Below are 18,583 nucleotides of genomic sequence, written 5' to 3'. Positions count from 1 at the left end.
TTTTTATAATCACACAACTATGACTATCGCTTTATTTCCTAAGTGCTTCCGCAGGCTCAGTTGCAATCAACTTCCGACTTACAATCGTACTTAATAACAGAATGATGATGAATGTTGAAATCACGGTAATTACAACTTGCGAGATCCGGATAATCAAATCCCCACCTAGTAAGAGGCTATATACATAATGGATTGCGAAGAACATTCCCATACTAAATACCGTTGCAGTACAAGATAAAAGAATATTTTCAGCAGATAAAATCCCTCGAATCCATCGCTTGTTATAGCCAAGAGCTGCTAGAACTCCTATTTCACGGTACCTTGCGTTCGTTTGTTTGGCAAGTAATACGCTACTTAGGAATAGTGCTATGGATAAAATAAGAATAGAAACAACCATAAATAGCTTCTTCAAGTTGTTGAACGTATTCTCCAGTGCAGCAACTTGCTCTACAGCTGTCTTGGTAGATATATGTTGTTTGGTTAACCCTTCAGTTACCGATACAATGTCCGAAAAGTTGATCACATCATAAGATACGGACCGTGGCTTCTCTTCTCCCACATGCTTATACATGGATTGTTCCACATCAGAGCTGATGAAGAAATCATCATATCCTGCGTTATAAATCCCGCTAATGGTTAAGAGGTGACTCTCGCCTTCATATTCAAGTGTTAACTTTTGACCGATGAGTTCATGGATGTTATTCGTAAATTTCTTACCTACACTTGGTGTAATGGAGATCTCATTCTTCCCAGATCTCGGCATGATACCATAAGACATATTTTCAGTCGCTTTGGGCATGGGTATTTTCTCATTAAAGCTAACTACTTCTTCATCAAAAGCAAGCGATAGATCTTGTAGCACATACTGATGATAGATATTGTCAATTCTAGGATCTTCACTTAATCGTGTAGATGGATCTTGGTTCTTATCTATCGCAATATAGCCATTATTGAACGCGGTGTTCTTTTCTATGAAATCAGTAATCGACTTACTCATAATATTGTTAGAAGAGAGCGATACAACGAATAACGAGATCCCGATAGCAATGACCACACTAACCGTGAGATAGCGAAGAAGATGCACTCTAAAGTTCCTAACAGCCCGCTTCCAAATGGACACTTTGGCACGATCATGACGTTGCTGTGATTCCGTATGTGCCTGTGCTTGCGAAGGTGTTGTTGTTGCTTCTTCTGATGAAACAACCTCTATCTTCCCTTCCACAATGGATATGACTTCATCAGCCCAAGCGCATACCTTTGTATCATGAGTGATGACAACGACCAACCGATCCATCGATATTTCTTTCAAAATATCCATAATCTGATTCGATAACTCACGATCAAGCGCTCCCGTGGGTTCATCTGCAAATAAGATTTGTGGATCATTCACAAGTGCTCTGGCAATCGCCACACGTTGCCTTTGCCCTCCTGAAAGGTTCTCGACCTTTTCCTCCGCCTTCGTTTCTATGCCAAGTTTTGCGAGTAACGCAGAGACCTTCTCAAGGTTTTCTTCCGCTGGTTTCCCATTTAACTCTGCCGCAAGCATAATATTCTCTACAACCGTATAACCACTAATCAAATTATAGCTTTGAAAAACAAACCCAATATGTTGTTGTCGAAATTGACACAGTTCTACTGGATTCATCGTCGTGATCTTCTCATTGCATACCGTAATTGTTCCATCATACTTCGTATCAAATCCTGCGAGCAGGTTTAATAATGTACTCTTCCCACTACCTGATGCTCCAAGAATACAGGTTATCCCTGTATCTCGAAACCTGTAGTCAATAGATTTAAGAATGGTCTGGTCACCGTATTGTTTGGTTATGGCTTCTAATGTAATCATTATCTGTCACCTGACTTCAACGATTTAAACATATTCACGGTAGGGATAACCATCGAAGCAACCACTCCACATAAACCACTTAGTAGGATGATCAATCCACCTGCTATAGCGAATGTTGTTACATCCACAATACCCGAACCTGTAAAGGACTTCATGGCCATGTTGATGAGTGGAGAGGTAACTAAGAACAATACGATGGCCGCTATGCCAACAAGTAGGTATTCTAACAACGTAATCTTTGTCAGATGGCTATTGGTGTATCCGTTTATTTTATATATCGCATACTCCTTCTTACGCATAGCTGCCGTCATGAACGAAACAGCAAGGGAAACGACTAGCGCAAGAACACTGATGACAATGACCGCTGAGCCCGATTGCTCTTTGGCCTGATCATTTAGTCGAACCATATCTTCCACAAGTTCAAATCTACCATTTGGGACAATTCCGTTAGCTAGCAGCTCGTCCTTCAGCGAAATCATATCTTCAGGGCTCTTTGCTCTCATAGAGAAATTAGACGTTTTGGACGCCATGTTCGCTTGTCCGCGCATTTCCATAACCGATGATTTGCTGAAAAAGAAAGAGTCATCGACGGGGTATTCCTTAAACTCACCGTTATTCTCGACAACCATTGTTGTATCCGCCACACCAACGATGGTTGTAGTCGTACCTACAGGCATCTCAACAGGCTGTCCTGAATCCCAATTGAATAATGTTCCGCTGAGGTCTATCGTCTTACCGATGAGTTCTTTATTTGAAAGACCTACAATATCCCCCAAGCTACTTGACACAACAACTTCATTACCATCACCCATAGGCATTTTCCCAGCTAATAACTTTTTAAATACAGGGACATTGTTTGAGGTTTCAATGGTGTGTTCTTTACCGTCGATTACGACCTTAATGTTACCCACTGCCTGGGCAAATACGACATGCTCCACACGTTCATCTTTTAAGTATTTATCATAAAGACCTGCGATATCCTGATTTACATCGACAGCTGGCTTTTGCTCGTCTTCAGATCCACTCATACCCCCTGCACTGATAAAGCTGGCTGCAATCTCAACATCTAACAATCCCTCGCCAATAGACTCATACAATTCTTCAAAGCCATTTTGACTACTGTTTTGTATACTACCTGATGTATTCATTAGCAAAAAACTTGTGGATACGAGTATGGCGAGCGCAAGCACTGCATATCTACCTATTTTACTTTTCACGTTCGTGATGGATACGGATAGCGCCCTTTTTAACGATAATGCTGGGTTGGTTGTCTTCTTTGAAGTTATTGTTTTACCTTGTTCTTTCAACGTTGTTGAAATAATTTCACCCTTGTCCATTTCGTAAATACTGCTTTTGTCATCAAGCATTGAGCGATCATGCGTTACGATAATCACTGTTCGCGTCTTGGCGATTTGTTTGAGTATATTCACAATAATGCTAGCAGACTTCGGATCAAGAGCAGCCGTTGGCTCATCTGCAATAATAACTTCTGGATTCTTTACAAGTTCTCTTGCAATAGCCACTCGCTGTTTCTGTCCACCAGATAGATTTCTTACCTTTTGATTTGCCAGCTCATTAATTTTAAGTTGTTTCATTGTATACATTACTAATTCATCGGACATCGCATCATTTAAGTAGAGGGGCATTTTAATGTTATCAAACACACTTAAATCGTCGATCAAGTTAAACTCTTGCCATACAATCCCGATTTTTTTGTTGTAATACTCACTCTTTTCCTCTGTACTAAGCGCTTTTAGACTTTGTTGTCGGTAATAAGCTTCCCCTGTGAAATCTTGATCCAAGCCAGAAAGTATTTTGAGAAGTGTCGTCTTCCCACTACCAGAGGCACCAATAATAAAGTTAAGTCCGCCCTTTATTTCAAGCGATATGTTTTTGAGTGCGTACTCCTGACCAAAGACTCTTGATACATTTTTAATTTCAAACATGTTTGTTCTCCTAACTATTTTGTATTATTTCCCAGAAAATACTGAAGATAAATAGAAATTGATTGCATACTAAGATTGTTGACACGTTGTCCGTTATTGTCGCTAGCGGAACTCTTATACTATATATGGATCATGTGTCAACCAGATGGCGGATTGGTAGAGAAGTTCATCTACCTTATATACGGGGTTGTCCTTCAGTCAAAATACGGGTGCCACTCTGATCTTAGGCATTGCGGGTGTCGGATCATGGGAAATCGGGAACAACCCTATGGTTGTTCCCGATTTCCACACTAAGGTTTTTCTGCGCAACCGCGTTATATACATGTTATGTATTGTGTTATGTTATATTACACAACTCTTTGATTTATGCCCATTTTTTTCTTTGAAGCAATTAAATTCCATTAATTTCTTGTTTTATTATATGAAAAGTGTTATTCTTGTGTTAATTAAAATAACATTACGGGAAATTGAAAGGGTGGATAGCTATGAATGTCGCTTTCGTTGCTCATGATCACAAGAAAGACGAAATGATTCAATTCGTTATTGCTTATCAGTCCTTGTTCGAGAAGCATACATTGTTTGCTACTGGCACAACTGGCGGATTAATTATGACAAATACGAATCTAGATATTGTAAGATTCATGTCAGGGCCACTTGGCGGTGACCAGCAAATCGGAGCCATGGTCGCTAAGAATGAACTGGACTTGTTAATTTTCTTTCGTGACCCCCTTGTTGCGCAACCACATGAACCGGACATTACCGCTTTACTCCGACTATGCGATGTATACGGTATCCCTGTAGCAACCAACATGGCAACTGCCGAGTTACTTGTACACGCACTCGAACGAGGAGATTTCAGCTGGCGCGAAGTCATTCATCAATGCCGCCCTACCAATATCGCTCACCGTAAAATAAAACCAGTTGAAACTAAGGTCACTGCACAAACAGAATATTTGAGTGATGCTAACCTTCCTACAGCAGAATCCCAATAACTATAAAGAATATCGAACAATCTCTAACGAAATAACAAGAAGGAATCCACCTCCGTATATCGAGGTGGATTCCTTCTTTCATGAACATATTCATTCACCATACTTCTACACTTTCATCATTTCCCCATCAATTTACCTCTATATCCGTTAACGGGCAACCGATTTGAAATACTGAAAGACCTGATTTAATTTCTTCTCATGCCTACCCTTCGGACTTTCCATGCTACCGAATTCGAAGAATTTCACTTTTCGTATCCCCACATATTGAAACAAAGCCTTTCTCATGAGCACTTTATGAGCATTATTCAACCAATATAAAGGGTAGAACATAGGACCTTTCATGGTTGATATGCACACCACCGACTTACCCTTCAGCAACCCTTCTGGTAACATACCGCCCTTATCCTTGTATGCAAAATTCGAAGCAAACATTTGATCGATATAACCCAAGAGCATTGCGGGAGGTCGTCCCCACCAGATGGGATACACGAACACAATCTTATCTGCATTCAGAAGTTGTTCACGATATTTCGCAAGCTTGGGATCGATGTACATATCTCTTCTACGTTTGTTTTCATTAAATATAAGAACCGGATCAAATCCCTCTTCATATAAATCAAGCACCTGTACGTCCGCAATATGTATGTTCTCGCTGCTGCCTTGTATGACTTTTTTCAAAAATGCATAACTTAGACTCTTGTGATTCGGATGCGTATAAATGACTAAGACTTTCATTGCTCCACCTCATTAATTATCATTTGATAACTAAATGGTATCACGGACATCTTTTAGTTGTCAAATGATAATTGTATTGTGATAATCAGTTTGTTATTGTTTCATTAAGAGGTGAGGCTTGTGAATAAAGAAGCGTTGTTCCAAAAATGTGTGACCTTTGCAACGTCCGTACATGAAGTGACATACGAATTAACCAAAGATATTAAACCCGATGACATTACGCCCGTTCAATATAGTATTCTGGAGTACATTGCGGTTAGCCAACCCGTTACTCTGAGTCAGATTAGCGATTGTAAGCATATCTCCATGCCGAACACGAGCCGTGAGCTCAAGAAATTAACTGAGAAGAATCTCTGCGAGAAGTTCGATGTTGCTGAAGATCGCCGTAAGCAATTGATTCGGCTTTCCGAAGTAGGACAAGCGATGATGAATGAGGCCTTTCAACGGATAGGTGGACGTTTTCTAGATCGAATCAAGGATGCCTCCGCAGAAGAACTAGAAGAGATCCAGCGGGCGCTGGATCTGCTTCAATCTAAGGTGTTTTATGGAGATAAATGATTCAGGTTACCATGCCTCCATGAAGGAATAGCATTACAACAATATTCAAAGGGCACTCCTGTCTAAGGGGTGCTCTTTCTACTATTTGTAACGCTTGAATTCATCTCGACACCTTCCTTCCATCTTGATCGAATGAGAAATGATTATTTGAAACAGTTATTAACGTAACTGGTCTATAAATTCCGCCATAGAACGTGAAATCAGAATTTTGGGGATAAACATCTTTAGTTGCATTATCTGCTGAAACTGAGATGTTATTAGTACCCTCTACTAAATATTCTGTAATATCCGCATAGAATGTTGAGTATCCACCGCGATGCTCCACCACGAACTTCCCGTTGACATACACTTCAGCAACTTGAGCCACGGCCTCAAATTTTATGAGAACACGGCCTCCACTTTCCACTGCAGGCTTTTCAAAATTCTTTCGGTACCAGCATTTCCCTTTATAATAATCGACTGTACTCTGACCATCGATGTTATTCCATGTATGGGGTAACGTAACTGCTTCAAATTGTGATTCATCTATTTCAATATTATAAAAGTCACCGTCTGTTTTGATAAACCGCCAGTCATTATTCCAAACTTGTGAAATTCTCATTATGTACCTCCTGTAATCAATTTATTATGGTAACGGTTATGAATTGTTATCTATTCTTCTATTACATTCTAGAAGATTAATAACGATCTTATAAGAATCAATTTGTTTTATTAGTAGGATATGCAACCATTTTTGATAACGGTTTCACTTTTATTCATTACAAAACAAACAGACCGCAGCAGAATGCTTCGATCTGTTTACATAAGGATTCTAATGGATTCACTTAGAATTGTAATGTTTAAGTTCTACATTTCTATATCATGTCCCACAGAAAGTTCGGTAAGGAAGTGCTGAATCCGCAGGTAGCGTAGCATACATAGCCTGTTCTGGTGTGTGTGCATAGGGATTTGAGAGAACCTCAAGCAGTTGCTCCATGACGCTATAATCTCCATGATCTACTGCCGCTGCTAGTGCTTCTTCTACCCGATGATTTCGGGCAATAACCGCAGGGTTACTATTTCGCATCAGCTCATGTGCTGCGTCTTTCGATTCCTGTTGTCGCCCTAGTCTCTCCTGCCATAACGTATACCACGCCGTGAACTCAGGCGTGCCAGACAGAACCGTATCCTCCACCGTATTAAATGTTAAGGCAAGGAAAGTATTTGTATAGTCCACATGATACTTATGCATCAGACTCAGGAGATCTTTGATAAGTATCTCATCTTGTTCCTCTTCGTTAAATATGCCAAGCTTCGATCTCATTCCAGTAATCCAATGACCATAATACAACGTTGCATATTCTGCTAACGCATCCTGTGCCAATTCGACTGCTTCAGATTGATCTTCATGAAGTAATGGTACAAGGGCTTCCGCAAATCGTGTAAGATTCCAACCACCAATATTCGGCTGATTCCCATAAGCATAGCGACCTTGTCGATCAATGGAACTAAACACCTGTGCAGGATCAAAGATATCCATAAATGCACAAGGACCATAATCAATCGTCTCTCCACCAATAGCCATATTATCCGTATTCATGACTCCATGAATAAAGCCAACCAATTGCCACTTCGCAATCAGCATCGCCTGACGCTTAATCACTTCCTGAAGTAAATGAAGATAGCGGTCCTGTCCCTCTTCAATATCTGGATAATGTCGTTGTAATGTATACTCCGCAAGCACCCGAATATCCTCAACATTGCCCCATTGTAAAACATATTCGAATGTACCTACGCGCAAATGACTGGTCGCTATACGTGTAAGAATGGCACCTGGCAAGTGATTCTCACGAATAACCGATTCACCCGTTGTCACTACTGCTAAGCTACGCGTCGTAGGAATGCCAAGCCCATGCATCGCTTCACTAATGATATATTCGCGCAACATGGGTCCAAGTGACGCTCGACCATCACCACCGCGAGAGTATGGTGTTCGACCCGCACCCTTGAGTTGTATGTCCAATCGCTCACCTTGAGGCGTGATATGCTCACCAAGTAGAACAGCCCGTCCGTCACCTAACATCGTGAAATTCCCGAATTGATGACCTGCATAAGCCTGAGCGAGAGGTTGCGCATCCTCAGGAATGCTGTTGCCAGCAAACACGGCTACGCCTTCTTCACTTTGTAATGCTTCTATGCTTAACCCCAAGGATGTTGCCAATTCCTCATTGAGAATAACGAGCTGTGGCGATCTTACAGGCGTTGGGTTAGTACTGGTAGCAAATAATTGTGGTAGACGAGCATAACTATTATCAAATTTCCAACCCGCTTCGAATCTTTCATCTCCCATTGTCATCACATACCCTTCTCTGCTTTATTATTAAATTCTATGTAACATCCAATAGAAATCATTGATCACGGTACTTAGCTAATTCCGATCCATACATAAGCTCTTTTAGCGTATACTTCTTCCCATTTATTATACCCTTCCTCATCATAGATGGGCGAATCAACGGTGAATAAAACTTTTTCCTGAAATAGTATTGTAAATTATTCCATTCGCTGTTATATTATCATTATCGATAATGATAATAATGAAAAACAGCAAACCAGAAAGGATGTTAAGCACATTGAGCGAGTCCAAAGCTGATTTAATCCTTCATCCGATACGTATGCGAATAATCCAATCTTTAATCGGTGGAGCACGCCGAACAACGTTGCAACTCTCAGAAATCATGCCAGACATTCCACAGGCGACAATGTACCGCCATCTGAACAAGTTGCTTACAGCCAAAATAATTGAAGTAGTTGAAGAGCAGAAGGTCCGCGGCACCTTGATGAAAGTGTACATCCTCACTGAGAATGGAGGCGATATTCCGATAGAGGATCTGAACAACATGACTTCAGAAGAGCATATGGATTTATTCATGAAATTCATCGCCTCCCTAATCGGGGATTACGGAAGATACATTCAACAAGAGCACTATGATCTCGAACAAGATGGTCTTTCCTTACGACAACTAGAGCTTAATTTATCTGACAAAGAATATATTGAACTACTACATGGAATGCGGGCACAGATGATGCAACATATCGGCAATGAGCTCAATGGTGAGCGTAAACGACGTAATATTGTTACCATCTCCATCCCTGAGCCAAAACGTAGTTAATATCACAATTAGATAATATGAGGAGTGAAAGTTGATGACATCCATTAATGCTGATAACAGCAACGAATCGCAACAACAGTATGAACAAGTAATGAACAGAGCGAAGTACTTTCTACCGTTGTATCTCTTAGTTCCTGTGATGTTCTGGTTGGTATTCCACTATAGCGGTACTGCAATGGAGTGGAAAGCATTCGGATTGGGTGCACTTGGATGGGTAATCGCGTTCTTTCTAAGAGGGCCACTGAGTGCAATTGTCATGAAAATGCCGAAAGAGAAAGCGACCACGATTATCGTAGCCTCTTCGGGCGTATTCGAGGAATGTGTTCGCATCGCGGTGTTATTATTAACCAGCCTGACATTCTCATGGTCACTATCCATCGGTCAGGGTTGGGCGGCTATTGAAGTCCTCTTCGTTATTATCAATTTGATTGTCATGATCTCTCTTTCCAAACGTACCGATGAGAAATCGATACAAGCTAAAGAAATGCTCCAAATGCAAGGGAATATGAACGCTCATCCGGTGTGGGGCGTGATTGAACGGATTTTTGCAAGTGCGTTTCATATCGGGTGTACCTTATTGGTAGCGAAATACCCTTGGTTGGTTGTTCTATTAATTCCTCTGCATAGCTTCGTGAATCTATCGGCAATCAAGTTATCGAAACAATCCATGGTGCAAACAGAGTTGCTCATCGCCATATTCGGGATAATTACACTTACTGTTGGAATACTTGTATTTCAATAAGCTATGCATATCCTTCAACCAAAACGTAAACAGTAGGTGTTGAGGTGAATTATGCGAAGAATCCTATTACTATTAATGACTATACTCATCTATTTGGCCCCTGTTGCTTATGCTTATCCATATGAAAATAGAGAAGTAGAACCATTCACGTGGGATAAACAGTACCTTAAACAACTACACCACGTGAATATCCCTGTTTATGTTCCGTCGTGTATCGCTACATCTGAATTCCACCGGATAATTGGTCCTTTGACGTTAAGCAAACTTGAAGTGAGTAAAGATCATTATTTATTTCAAATTTCACGTCAAAAAGCCCCGAAAGGTAATCATGCAAGATTTCCTTTCGACGTAATGACCATGTCAGCTGGCACACTTCCTGACTATCGGAAACAGCCCTTCGCAACATTCGAAATGTTCCATAAACCAGAAGGCACAACTACCTTTAATGGATATGATGTAGATTATTTTACTGATAAAACATCATTCATTTGGAAGAGTAATGGCTGGGAATACCTCGTATCGGCAAAGAATACAAACAATGCCGTTAATATTATGAAGCAGGTTATGGCTACGATACCAAAGAGTGAACAACCTGTTCAGGATGCAGTAAAAGGACAATTTACAGCTTTTGATACAAATGCGGGTGTTCAATCAGATGCTGCATGGTCTTATGACAATGGGGCAACGTGGTATATCGTGACTGGGCGAACTACACCAGAACAATTGGTAAAGGTTCTACGGTCTATGGTTAAATTAGACACCCCATAACAACTTATATTATTTGTACTGCATGGTGACAACGCCGGCATATTGAGTTACGTTGTCCTTGGTAACTTCCAACGTAACCACTTCGGTCGTGTGTTGTCCCACAGCCTCAAGGAATTTGTCTGCCTTAGCGAACACAACTCTTCCTAGAATTCCTAACGCCTTCGTACTGTAATGCATAGGAATCGCAACGGTCGCTTGCAACTGACGCATCACTTGAGCGGCCTCTGCCCCATCAAGCGTCATTCTTCCTCCAACGGGAACAATAAGCACATCCACATGACCGATCTCCTTCACTTGCACCTCCGTCAACAGATGTCCCAAATCTCCGCAATGACAAATCGTTAGTCCATCCATCTGGAAGCGGAATATAATATTGGGGCCTTTTTTCTCGCCGTTCACCTTATCGTGAAAGGTCTTAAACCCGCTAATACTCACATCCCTGTGGCTGTATTCCTTCGGCTCATTAACAAGCAAATAGTCGCCTGACGCAGCATTAATTTTATTGTGGTCAGCATGATCATGCGTAACGACAACAATATCTGACTCAACTGGAACGGGCATGCGGTAGCCCAGGAACTTATAGTAGGGATCGATGAGAACCCGCGTCCCAGCCTCCGAAGTCAGTAAGAATGAAGAGTGACCAAACCATTGTATGCGCATATTGAAAGACTCCTCTCATTTATTTCTAATTTCATGGTTACATAGACTAATCTAAATTACAAACTTTCATCTTGTGATTAGAATACTCTCTAATTCTCACAGATGATTGGTATTGAATGATCTTCGATACGCATTCATCTAAGGAGAGCTTATCCGTCTCCACGATCACATCCGGTTGTACAGGCTCTTCATAAGGAGAATCAAAACCCGTGAAATGCTGGATTTGTCCAGATCTGGCTTGTTTATAGAGCCCATTCGGATCTCGCTCCTCACACACTTCCAACGGACATTGAACATATACTTCCATGTAAGCCTCGCCGATCAAAGAACGGACTTTGTCACGTGTGGAACGGTATGGAGAGATCGAGGCGACGATCACATTAAAATTCGCATCAAGCAGAATCTTGCCAATCTCACCAATTCTTCTACCTACTTCCAACCGATCCTCTTCACTGAATTGAAGATCCTGATTAATTCCTCTCCTCAGTATATCTCCGTCCAGAATATAGCAATTCTCAAAAAAAAGTCTCAGCACCTTAGCAAGAGTTGACTTACCTGAACCAGACAGCCCAGTTAGCCATATCAATTGACTCATAGATCCATTCCTCCATTCTGCTTGGTTTCTATTGTTAGAGGGACCGCCCCTCATCTTAAATAGACTCGATTTGTTTTTTCACGGAAGTGACTGTTGCATCAGAAACCCCTCGTAAAAATTGGATTAAATTTACTATTTATGCTAATTTGGTATAACTATATCACTGTTATTTAGACAAAAAAATCCCCCGTTTGGGGGATATATCTTTAAATTTTAGAGTGATGCAAAACGTTTCTCTGTTTTTGGGGTTATGGAGCATATTGAAAAAGTGGATTATTCGTGGCTGCACGGAATCTAAAGAAGAAATGGCCAGAATGACACTCGATTTCCTCGATATTAAGTAAACCAAACCTTCCTTTAAGCTCTGTTTAATATGAAAAGAACGAGACTCTCCCAAGGGAGAATCTCGTTCTTTGCTTTGTATGACTGTTAACGTTTCTCTTTATCAGATACTTGCACTTGTGACGCTTCATCCTTCAGATGCTTAAGCAACGATTCACCTTCGATATCAATATTCGGCAGGATACGATCGAGCCACTTTGGAAGATACCAGGCAGACCGGCCTAATAGCGCCATTGCTGCAGGAACGAGTGTCATTCGTACGATAAAGGCATCCACCAGCACACCCACGGTAAGTGCAACACCCATTGCTTTGGTTATCGGATCTTCCGTGAAAATGAAGCTAGCGAATACAGCAGCCATGATTAGACCCGCTGCCGTAACGACTCGACCGCTATGTCCTAATCCCATGACAACGGACTCCCGAGCGTTACCTGTAAGGATGTAATCCTCCCGCATTCGACTTACCAGGAATACTTCGTAATCCATAGCAAGGCCGAATAATACACCCGTTACAAGTATCGGCAGGAAGCTGAGAATTGGCCCAGACTGTGATAATCCAATCCAACTCAGGAAATGGCCATCTTGGAACATAAACACGACTACACCAAGCGATGACGTTAAGCTTAGTACAAACCCTATAACGGATTTAAGAGGCACAAGTAAGGATCGGAATACTAGCGCCAGTAATACAATCGCTAGACCAATAACAACTAGCGCAAATACAGGTAGAGCAGAGTTAAGCTTATCTGATACATCGATATTAACGGCAGTAACTCCTGTCACGAGAAGTTTGACCTCTTCTTGTTTCTGCAAGGCCGCTGTTTCATTTCGGATGTAATGGACTAAATCTGTCGTTTTCACGTCATTAGGACCTGTTATTGGAACAAGACTGACCAAAGCGATCGTATTGGTCTGGTTCCAGTTAGGCGGAGACACATAGGCTACATTGGGAATAGCAGTCAATGCTTTTGTAACCGTTTGAACCGTCTCTTGCGGATTCTTCTTGCCTAATACATCAACCACAACAATCAATGGACCATTAAATCCAGGACCAAAACCCTGAGAAAGTAGCTCATAACCCTTGTGCTCCGTCGTTTCTTTAGCCTTAGCCCCATTATCCGGTAGCCCAAGCCTCATATGTAGCGCTGGTAGACTAATAACGGTAAGAATCACGATACCAACCAATAGAATAATGACTGGATGACGTGTGACGAAACGTCCCCAACCTAGTGAAACTGTCTTCTGATCCGCTGTTGGTGGTGTTCGGAACATCCGTGACTTCCGATCAGGACTGATACGATGTCCAGCCATACCTAGAAAGGCGGGAATTAAGTTAATGGCAATAAGCACAGCTATCAGCACCGTGAATGAGGCAGCGAAACCCATAATGGAGAGGAAGGGAATACCTGTTACAGATAAGCCTGCTAGTGCGATAATGACCGTTGCTCCTGCAAAGACAACCGCACTCCCAGCTGTTGCAACAGAGCGTCCAATAGACTCCTCCATTTCCAACCCTTCTGCAAGCTGTTGGCGATGCCTTGCCACGATGAACAGTGCATAGTCGATTCCGACGGCGAGGCCGAGCATGATAGCAAGTATAGTAGCTGTAGAGGTCATTGAGACAAATCTAGATACCAAGAACACACCCATAATTCCGATCCCAACCCCTATTATGGCAGTAAGAATCGGTAACCCTGCCGCAAGCAAGGAGGCGAAAGTAAAAGCAAGAATAGCATAGGCTACAAATACACCTATGACTTCAGGAATTGGACTGGTCTCGAAATCTGTAAGCATGACAGATCCACCGAACTCTGTCTGTACACCAGCATCACGTGTCACCTGAGCACTTTGAATAATTTGCTCTTTGGATTCTTTCGTGACCTTCTGTGCATTTACGTTGTAGATAACATCTGCGTATCCAATTCGGTTATCCTGACTAACCGTCTTCAACATGTAGGGGTCCATAATAGCAACCACTGCTTTGTCCTGACGTGCTTGATCGAATGAAGCCATAATCGCCTTTTTGACATCCGGAGAGTCCAAGGTTTTACCATCCGGCGCAGCGAAGATTAGACGTATCGTCCCCCCATTTCCTCCTGGGAATTCTCGGCCTAGTAGATCAATTGCCTCTTGCGCCTTGGTTCCAGGAATGGAGAATTCACTACTGGTAGGGCCTTTGAAGCTCAGACCCACAATTAGGGTAGCTATCAGTACAACAATCCAACTTGTTACTACTAACTTACGGTTACGATGAGACCATTTTCCAAAATAATAAAGATACTTTGCCATGAGAAGCTCCTTTTGTATTCAATTTCGTTTATAGAGTATATGTGAAAATTATGGATATAAATATCATTTATCTCCATTATAATGTAGCTTTATTTTCTCAATGTCAATTTCCCCGAGCCCTCTAGCCCCGAAAGCTGATAACAACGCCGACATTAATTATGCTACCGCAGATAAAAAAAGCTCCCCACCGACATGAACTTCGGTGGGGAGCTTATCTCAATCACTTAAATTTCTGCATTTGATAACTGACCATCTATCATTTTTCAGTTGCTCATTACTTGATCTGATCTCAAATGCTAAGGATATGTGGCGAATCGACTATCCCAAATATTCCTCTTCTTATGTTTCACTAACTGTATTTCGGTTCACGTTTATTCTTGTTGTTGTGCTTGTTTCTGCTATTTCCTCAGCTTGCTCCGTACGTTTAATGAAGAATGATAGCACCAGACCTACAACTCCAATACCAATAATAACAAGATACGCATCATTAATACCTTGAATAGACGCTTCCATCAAAATATGTTCTTTTGTCATATTACCAGTTCCGCCAGCGACCATATCCAGAAGATGTGTCTTGGTACGGTTAGCCATAACTGTGACAAGCAGTGAGGTACCTATCGCACCAGCTACCTGCTTGATGGTATTGGAGATGGCCGTACCATGTGCATTCAGTCTTGCCGGCAGTTGGTTTAGACCCGCCGTAGTGATAGGCATCAGAAACATTGCCATTCCGAAGCGTCGTCCTGTGGACATCAGAACTAGATACGTATACGAGGTGGAATCGGTCAGATTAACGAATCCGATGGTTGTCACGATCGTGATAGCCATTCCGATGATGGACAGCCACTTCGCTCCAAAACGATCAAACAGCTTTCCTGTCACTGGCATCATTACTCCCATGAGAAGTGCGCCAGGTAGCATCAGCAGTCCAGACTCCAGAGCCGTGTATCCACGTGCATTCTGCAAATAGAGTGGAAGCAACATCATATCTGCATACATGACCATAGTTACAGCAATATTAATAATAGTCGTTAGGGAGAACATACTGTATTTGAAAGCCCTAAGATCAAGAAGTGGACTCTTCGATACCAACTGTCTCCATGTGAACAAGATCAAGGCGACCACACCTGTAACAATGGATAGAATGACTTCTTCGCTTGACCAACCTTTACTTCCAGCACTACTAAATCCGTAAAGAACGGTACCGAATCCGATGGTTGACAACAGTATGCTAAGAATATCAATTTTAGGATAGGCTCTTTCAGCCACATTTTTCAGAAAGATAAAGGCAACTACAATAACAATGACGACAAGCGGAATCATTCCATAAAACATCGTCCGCCAGGAGAAATGCTCTATAACATAACCAGCGATTGTAGGCCCAATTGCAGGAGCGAAAATAATAGCAAAACCAACCATTCCCATTGCGGCTCCGCGCTTATTAGGAGGAAATACGGTCAGAATGACATTCATTAACAGCGGCATGATAATACCTGCGCCAGCAGCTTGAATGAGGCGACCCGCTAGCAAAACATCAAAGTTAGATGCTATTGCCGATACAACCGTTCCGCCGAGAAAAATAACCATGGAAGCCTGAAAAAGCTCACGGGTCGTAAATCGTTGCATTAGAAATGCAGTGATTGGAATAAGAACCCCGTTAACCAACATGTATCCGGTTGTTAGCCATTGAGCGGTAGATGCCTCAATGTTAAAGTCGATCATCAGCCCTGGCAGGGCGACGCTCATAATAGTCTGATTCAAAACGGCGATGAACGCTCCCAATATCATGACAAATAACAAGGGACCTTTTTTAATGGCACTGCTGTCAAAAGCTAAATTTTTACTCATTATGCTCAATCCCTTCAAATTTATCCTGAACCTAATAGACACATTGTAGTATAATAAGCTCAATGTAAAATATTATATTGAACTCACATATATTTCACAAACAACAGATTCTCAATAAATGTCTATTAGTTTACATTGGAGAACGATCTGTCGTCTATGTGGAGAATAAACTACATAAGAAGATGCAATTGTAGTATAAAAAATTTTATGAGAAAGGAAATGAAAGCGATGCCAACAACTCCGCGCACAGATCCGCGTGTCCTTCGTACTCGCCAATTGATTCGCGATGCATTTATTGATTTGCTTGAGGAGATTCAGCTTGAGAAAATAACCGTGAATCGTATAGCAGAACGCGCCACCATTAATCGTGTTACCTTCTATCTTCATTACCGGGATATTCCAGAAATGCTCGAGAAATTGGCAGATGACATGATTGGTGAAATTCATACTATCGTAGATGGTATTCAGAACCAGTCTCGTTCCAGAGATATGGATTGGTCTATATTGGTCAACATGCTTGAACATATCGCCGAAAATTCAAAATTTTATAAGGTAATGCTTGCCTCCCAACGCATACCTGTCTTCAACGATCGGCTTATGAAATTGTTCGTCGATCTTATTACTAGCAGAAGCGAGAACCAAACCGATTTCCCTTCTACTTTGTCTATGGCAGTTCCGAAAGATATTGCAATCTGGTATGGCTCCTCTGCTTTCATCGGTACAATCGTCTGCTGGCTTCGCGAAGATATGCCCTACACACCACTTTTTCTTGCCAAGCAACTTTCTCTGCTGTTCCATATACAGCAAGTTACAGACCTACCCACAGACCCAGAATGATTACATCACAAAGAGCTCTCAGACGATTTCGTCGACTGAGAGCCTTTATTGATCTTTAGAGCTTATTTTAAATATAGAGTCTCATTTCGTTAAATGACATCCTATACATCAGCACGGATTGATTTCTTATCTTGAGAAGCATGTAGTTTTACCATCGCAAATCGGGCAATGGGTTGAATCACTAAACTCTCAGCAATCAGTGCAATCAAGAAATTTCTTGGCCAATTCGTTAAGAAGTTACTATAGATACCAGATCCAAATCCGTCTCCTATAATACCACCAATAAGCGTCATAGAAGCTGACATTCCTAGTACGGTGAATAGGATGCGGAATGCAATTTTGGCATTAAAACTATCTGTTGGTTCTGTAAATTTCCCTACCAATTTCTCTGCGATACGACCAATAAGAACGGGCTCAATAATCATGACAATAATCCACATAATCGGTAACGACTTGAGGATGGTTAAGGCCACTTCTTCATTAAATTCCCCAACAGCTAGAATGATATTTAGTGACGTCATCAATAGAACTGTCAGGGTACAAATGATTGCACCGTACAATGCTCCCTCCTTCCCGTTTCTCGGTAATCTTGTCTCTTGGTTCATTGTATTCTTCCTTTCAAATAGATAATTTCAGCATTACACAACCTTCAATAAATTCGGTAGAAGCTTGGCGATCATCTTTAAAGGAGCTGTTGATTGTTGTGTTAAACAAAGCATCATCGCACCTTCAATCGAAGCTGTCATCAACAATGCAACATCTGAAGCTGATTCATTCGAATAGCCATCCGTTACAAGCTTCGCACAGAAAATCTTTTGAATATTCTCATAAAGTGCACTACATGCATGGCGGACGGGTTCGCTCACTGTAGCCATTTCACTGACAATGCTGCTAAAGGTATCCGGTAATGGTACCGTCTGTCTCTAAGTTGTGAATTAACTTATCAATCATGTATTGAGTGGCTTCCTTCGTTGATTGATGCTTGCTAAAAATATCCTTGATATCTGTCGTAATTGCTTCGTCCAAAGCTTGTAAACAAGCAATTAATAGTTCTTCTTTGCCATTTGGAAAATGATGATAGAGCGCTCCTTTTGTAACGTTACAGGCTTTTAAGATTTCAGTAAGCCCTACACTTTTGTACCCCTTTTGTTGAAAAAAGATTGTAGCCTTATCCAAGATTAGCGATTTTGTATCCACGTTTGATGCATTCCTTTCAACATACCGACCGGTCTGTTTGTTATTATAACAAAATTTTTTCTATTGATGTAAGTACTTT

General features: G+C 41.4%; 17 protein-coding genes and 1 pseudogene. 6 read left to right on the top strand and 12 right to left on the bottom strand.

Annotation, left to right across the window (positions count from 1 at the left end; genetic code table 11):
• Positions 1–31 precede the first annotated feature (31 nt).
• Both BW961_RS22790 and BW961_RS22785 read right to left on the bottom strand, forming a co-directional pair.
• Entirely contained in the window at positions 32–1,846 is a 1,815-nt protein-coding gene (locus tag BW961_RS22790) for an ABC transporter ATP-binding protein/permease (RefSeq protein WP_068589139.1), read from the bottom strand.
• Positions 1,846–3,792 carry an ABC transporter ATP-binding protein/permease gene (locus tag BW961_RS22785; protein WP_068589141.1) on the bottom strand — a complete coding sequence of 649 codons (1,947 nt, stop codon included), beginning with the start codon at positions 3,790–3,792 and terminating at the stop codon, positions 1,846–1,848. Before BW961_RS22785 ends, BW961_RS22790 begins: the two co-directional genes overlap by 1 nt.
• 485 nt (positions 3,793–4,277) lie before the next feature.
• Here BW961_RS22785 and BW961_RS22780 point away from each other — a divergent pair.
• Positions 4,278–4,682 (top strand): annotated as a pseudogene (locus BW961_RS22780) (methylglyoxal synthase); the annotation flags it as partial.
• Between the two features lie 249 nt (positions 4,683–4,931).
• Here the strand turns inward: BW961_RS22780 and BW961_RS22775 are convergent.
• Positions 4,932–5,519, bottom strand: coding sequence for an NAD(P)H-dependent oxidoreductase (locus BW961_RS22775; protein ID WP_068589144.1), 588 nt, complete (start codon positions 5,517–5,519; stop codon positions 4,932–4,934).
• Positions 5,520–5,639: 120 nt separating this feature from the next.
• Between BW961_RS22775 and BW961_RS22770 the strand changes: the two genes are divergently transcribed.
• A complete protein-coding gene (locus BW961_RS22770; RefSeq protein WP_068589147.1) occupies positions 5,640–6,077 on the top strand; it encodes a MarR family winged helix-turn-helix transcriptional regulator in 438 nt (145 codons plus the stop codon).
• Positions 6,078–6,177: 100 nt separating this feature from the next.
• Here BW961_RS22770 and BW961_RS22765 read toward each other — a convergent pair whose 3' ends face one another.
• Positions 6,178–6,678, bottom strand: a complete 501-nt coding sequence (locus BW961_RS22765) for a sugar-binding domain-containing protein (protein ID WP_068589155.1) — start codon at positions 6,676–6,678, stop codon at positions 6,178–6,180.
• A gap of 258 nt (positions 6,679–6,936) precedes the next feature.
• Positions 6,937–8,412: a protein adenylyltransferase SelO gene (locus BW961_RS22760; RefSeq protein WP_068589157.1), complete on the bottom strand. Its 1,476-nt coding sequence runs from the start codon at positions 8,410–8,412 to the stop codon at positions 6,937–6,939.
• 274 nt (positions 8,413–8,686) lie between these two features.
• Between BW961_RS22760 and BW961_RS22755 the strand changes: the two genes are divergently transcribed.
• The 3 genes from BW961_RS22755 to BW961_RS22745 are packed head-to-tail and all read left to right on the top strand — an operon-like array spanning position 8,687 to position 10,736.
• On the top strand, positions 8,687–9,226 hold the full coding sequence (locus BW961_RS22755) for a helix-turn-helix domain-containing protein (protein ID WP_169810332.1): 540 nt from the start codon (positions 8,687–8,689) through the stop codon (positions 9,224–9,226).
• Between the two features lie 34 nt (positions 9,227–9,260).
• Positions 9,261–9,968, top strand: coding sequence for a YhfC family glutamic-type intramembrane protease (locus BW961_RS22750; protein WP_068589167.1), 708 nt, complete (start codon positions 9,261–9,263; stop codon positions 9,966–9,968).
• Positions 9,969–10,019: 51 nt separating this feature from the next.
• A complete protein-coding gene (locus BW961_RS22745; protein ID WP_068589170.1) occupies positions 10,020–10,736 on the top strand; it encodes a hypothetical protein in 717 nt (238 codons plus the stop codon).
• 9 nt (positions 10,737–10,745) lie between these two features.
• Here BW961_RS22745 and BW961_RS22740 read toward each other — a convergent pair whose 3' ends face one another.
• From BW961_RS22740 to BW961_RS22725, 4 genes are all read right to left on the bottom strand, one after another.
• Positions 10,746–11,396 (bottom strand): MBL fold metallo-hydrolase, encoded by a 651-nt coding sequence (locus tag BW961_RS22740; RefSeq protein WP_068589179.1) that lies wholly within the window; start codon positions 11,394–11,396, stop codon positions 10,746–10,748.
• Positions 11,397–11,442: 46 nt separating this feature from the next.
• On the bottom strand, positions 11,443–12,045 hold the full coding sequence (cysC, locus tag BW961_RS22735; RefSeq protein WP_068589186.1) for an adenylyl-sulfate kinase: 603 nt from the start codon (positions 12,043–12,045) through the stop codon (positions 11,443–11,445).
• A gap of 375 nt (positions 12,046–12,420) precedes the next feature.
• A complete protein-coding gene (locus BW961_RS22730) occupies positions 12,421–14,622 on the bottom strand; it encodes an MMPL family transporter (RefSeq protein ID WP_068589189.1) in 2,202 nt (733 codons plus the stop codon).
• Between the two features lie 339 nt (positions 14,623–14,961).
• Entirely contained in the window at positions 14,962–16,470 is a 1,509-nt protein-coding gene (locus BW961_RS22725; protein WP_068589192.1) for a DHA2 family efflux MFS transporter permease subunit, read from the bottom strand.
• A gap of 219 nt (positions 16,471–16,689) precedes the next feature.
• Here BW961_RS22725 and BW961_RS22720 point away from each other — a divergent pair, with 219 nt between their 5' ends.
• Positions 16,690–17,307 (top strand): TetR/AcrR family transcriptional regulator, encoded by a 618-nt coding sequence (locus BW961_RS22720; protein ID WP_068589195.1) that lies wholly within the window; start codon positions 16,690–16,692, stop codon positions 17,305–17,307.
• Positions 17,308–17,408: 101 nt separating this feature from the next.
• Here the strand turns inward: BW961_RS22720 and BW961_RS22715 are convergent, their stop codons facing one another.
• Genes BW961_RS22715 through BW961_RS31315 form a run of 3 tightly spaced genes read right to left on the bottom strand, consistent with a single transcriptional unit; the run spans position 17,409 to position 18,504 of the window.
• On the bottom strand, positions 17,409–17,912 hold the full coding sequence (locus BW961_RS22715; protein WP_068589198.1) for a DUF2798 domain-containing protein: 504 nt from the start codon (positions 17,910–17,912) through the stop codon (positions 17,409–17,411).
• Between the two features lie 33 nt (positions 17,913–17,945).
• Positions 17,946–18,182: an LmrA/YxaF family transcription factor gene (locus BW961_RS31320; RefSeq protein ID WP_244556031.1), complete on the bottom strand. Its 237-nt coding sequence runs from the start codon at positions 18,180–18,182 to the stop codon at positions 17,946–17,948.
• Positions 18,183–18,198: 16 nt separating this feature from the next.
• The gene (locus BW961_RS31315; RefSeq protein WP_244556030.1) at positions 18,199–18,504 is read right to left on the bottom strand and encodes a TetR/AcrR family transcriptional regulator; all 306 of its coding nucleotides are present in this window, start codon (positions 18,502–18,504) and stop codon (positions 18,199–18,201) included.
• Positions 18,505–18,583 lie beyond the last annotated feature (79 nt).

The organism is Paenibacillus macquariensis, from assembly GCF_900156375.1.
Lineage (GTDB): Bacteria > Bacillota > Bacilli > Paenibacillales > Paenibacillaceae > Paenibacillus_AQ > Paenibacillus_AQ macquariensis.
This window is presented reverse-complemented; position numbering and strand designations above follow the sequence as displayed.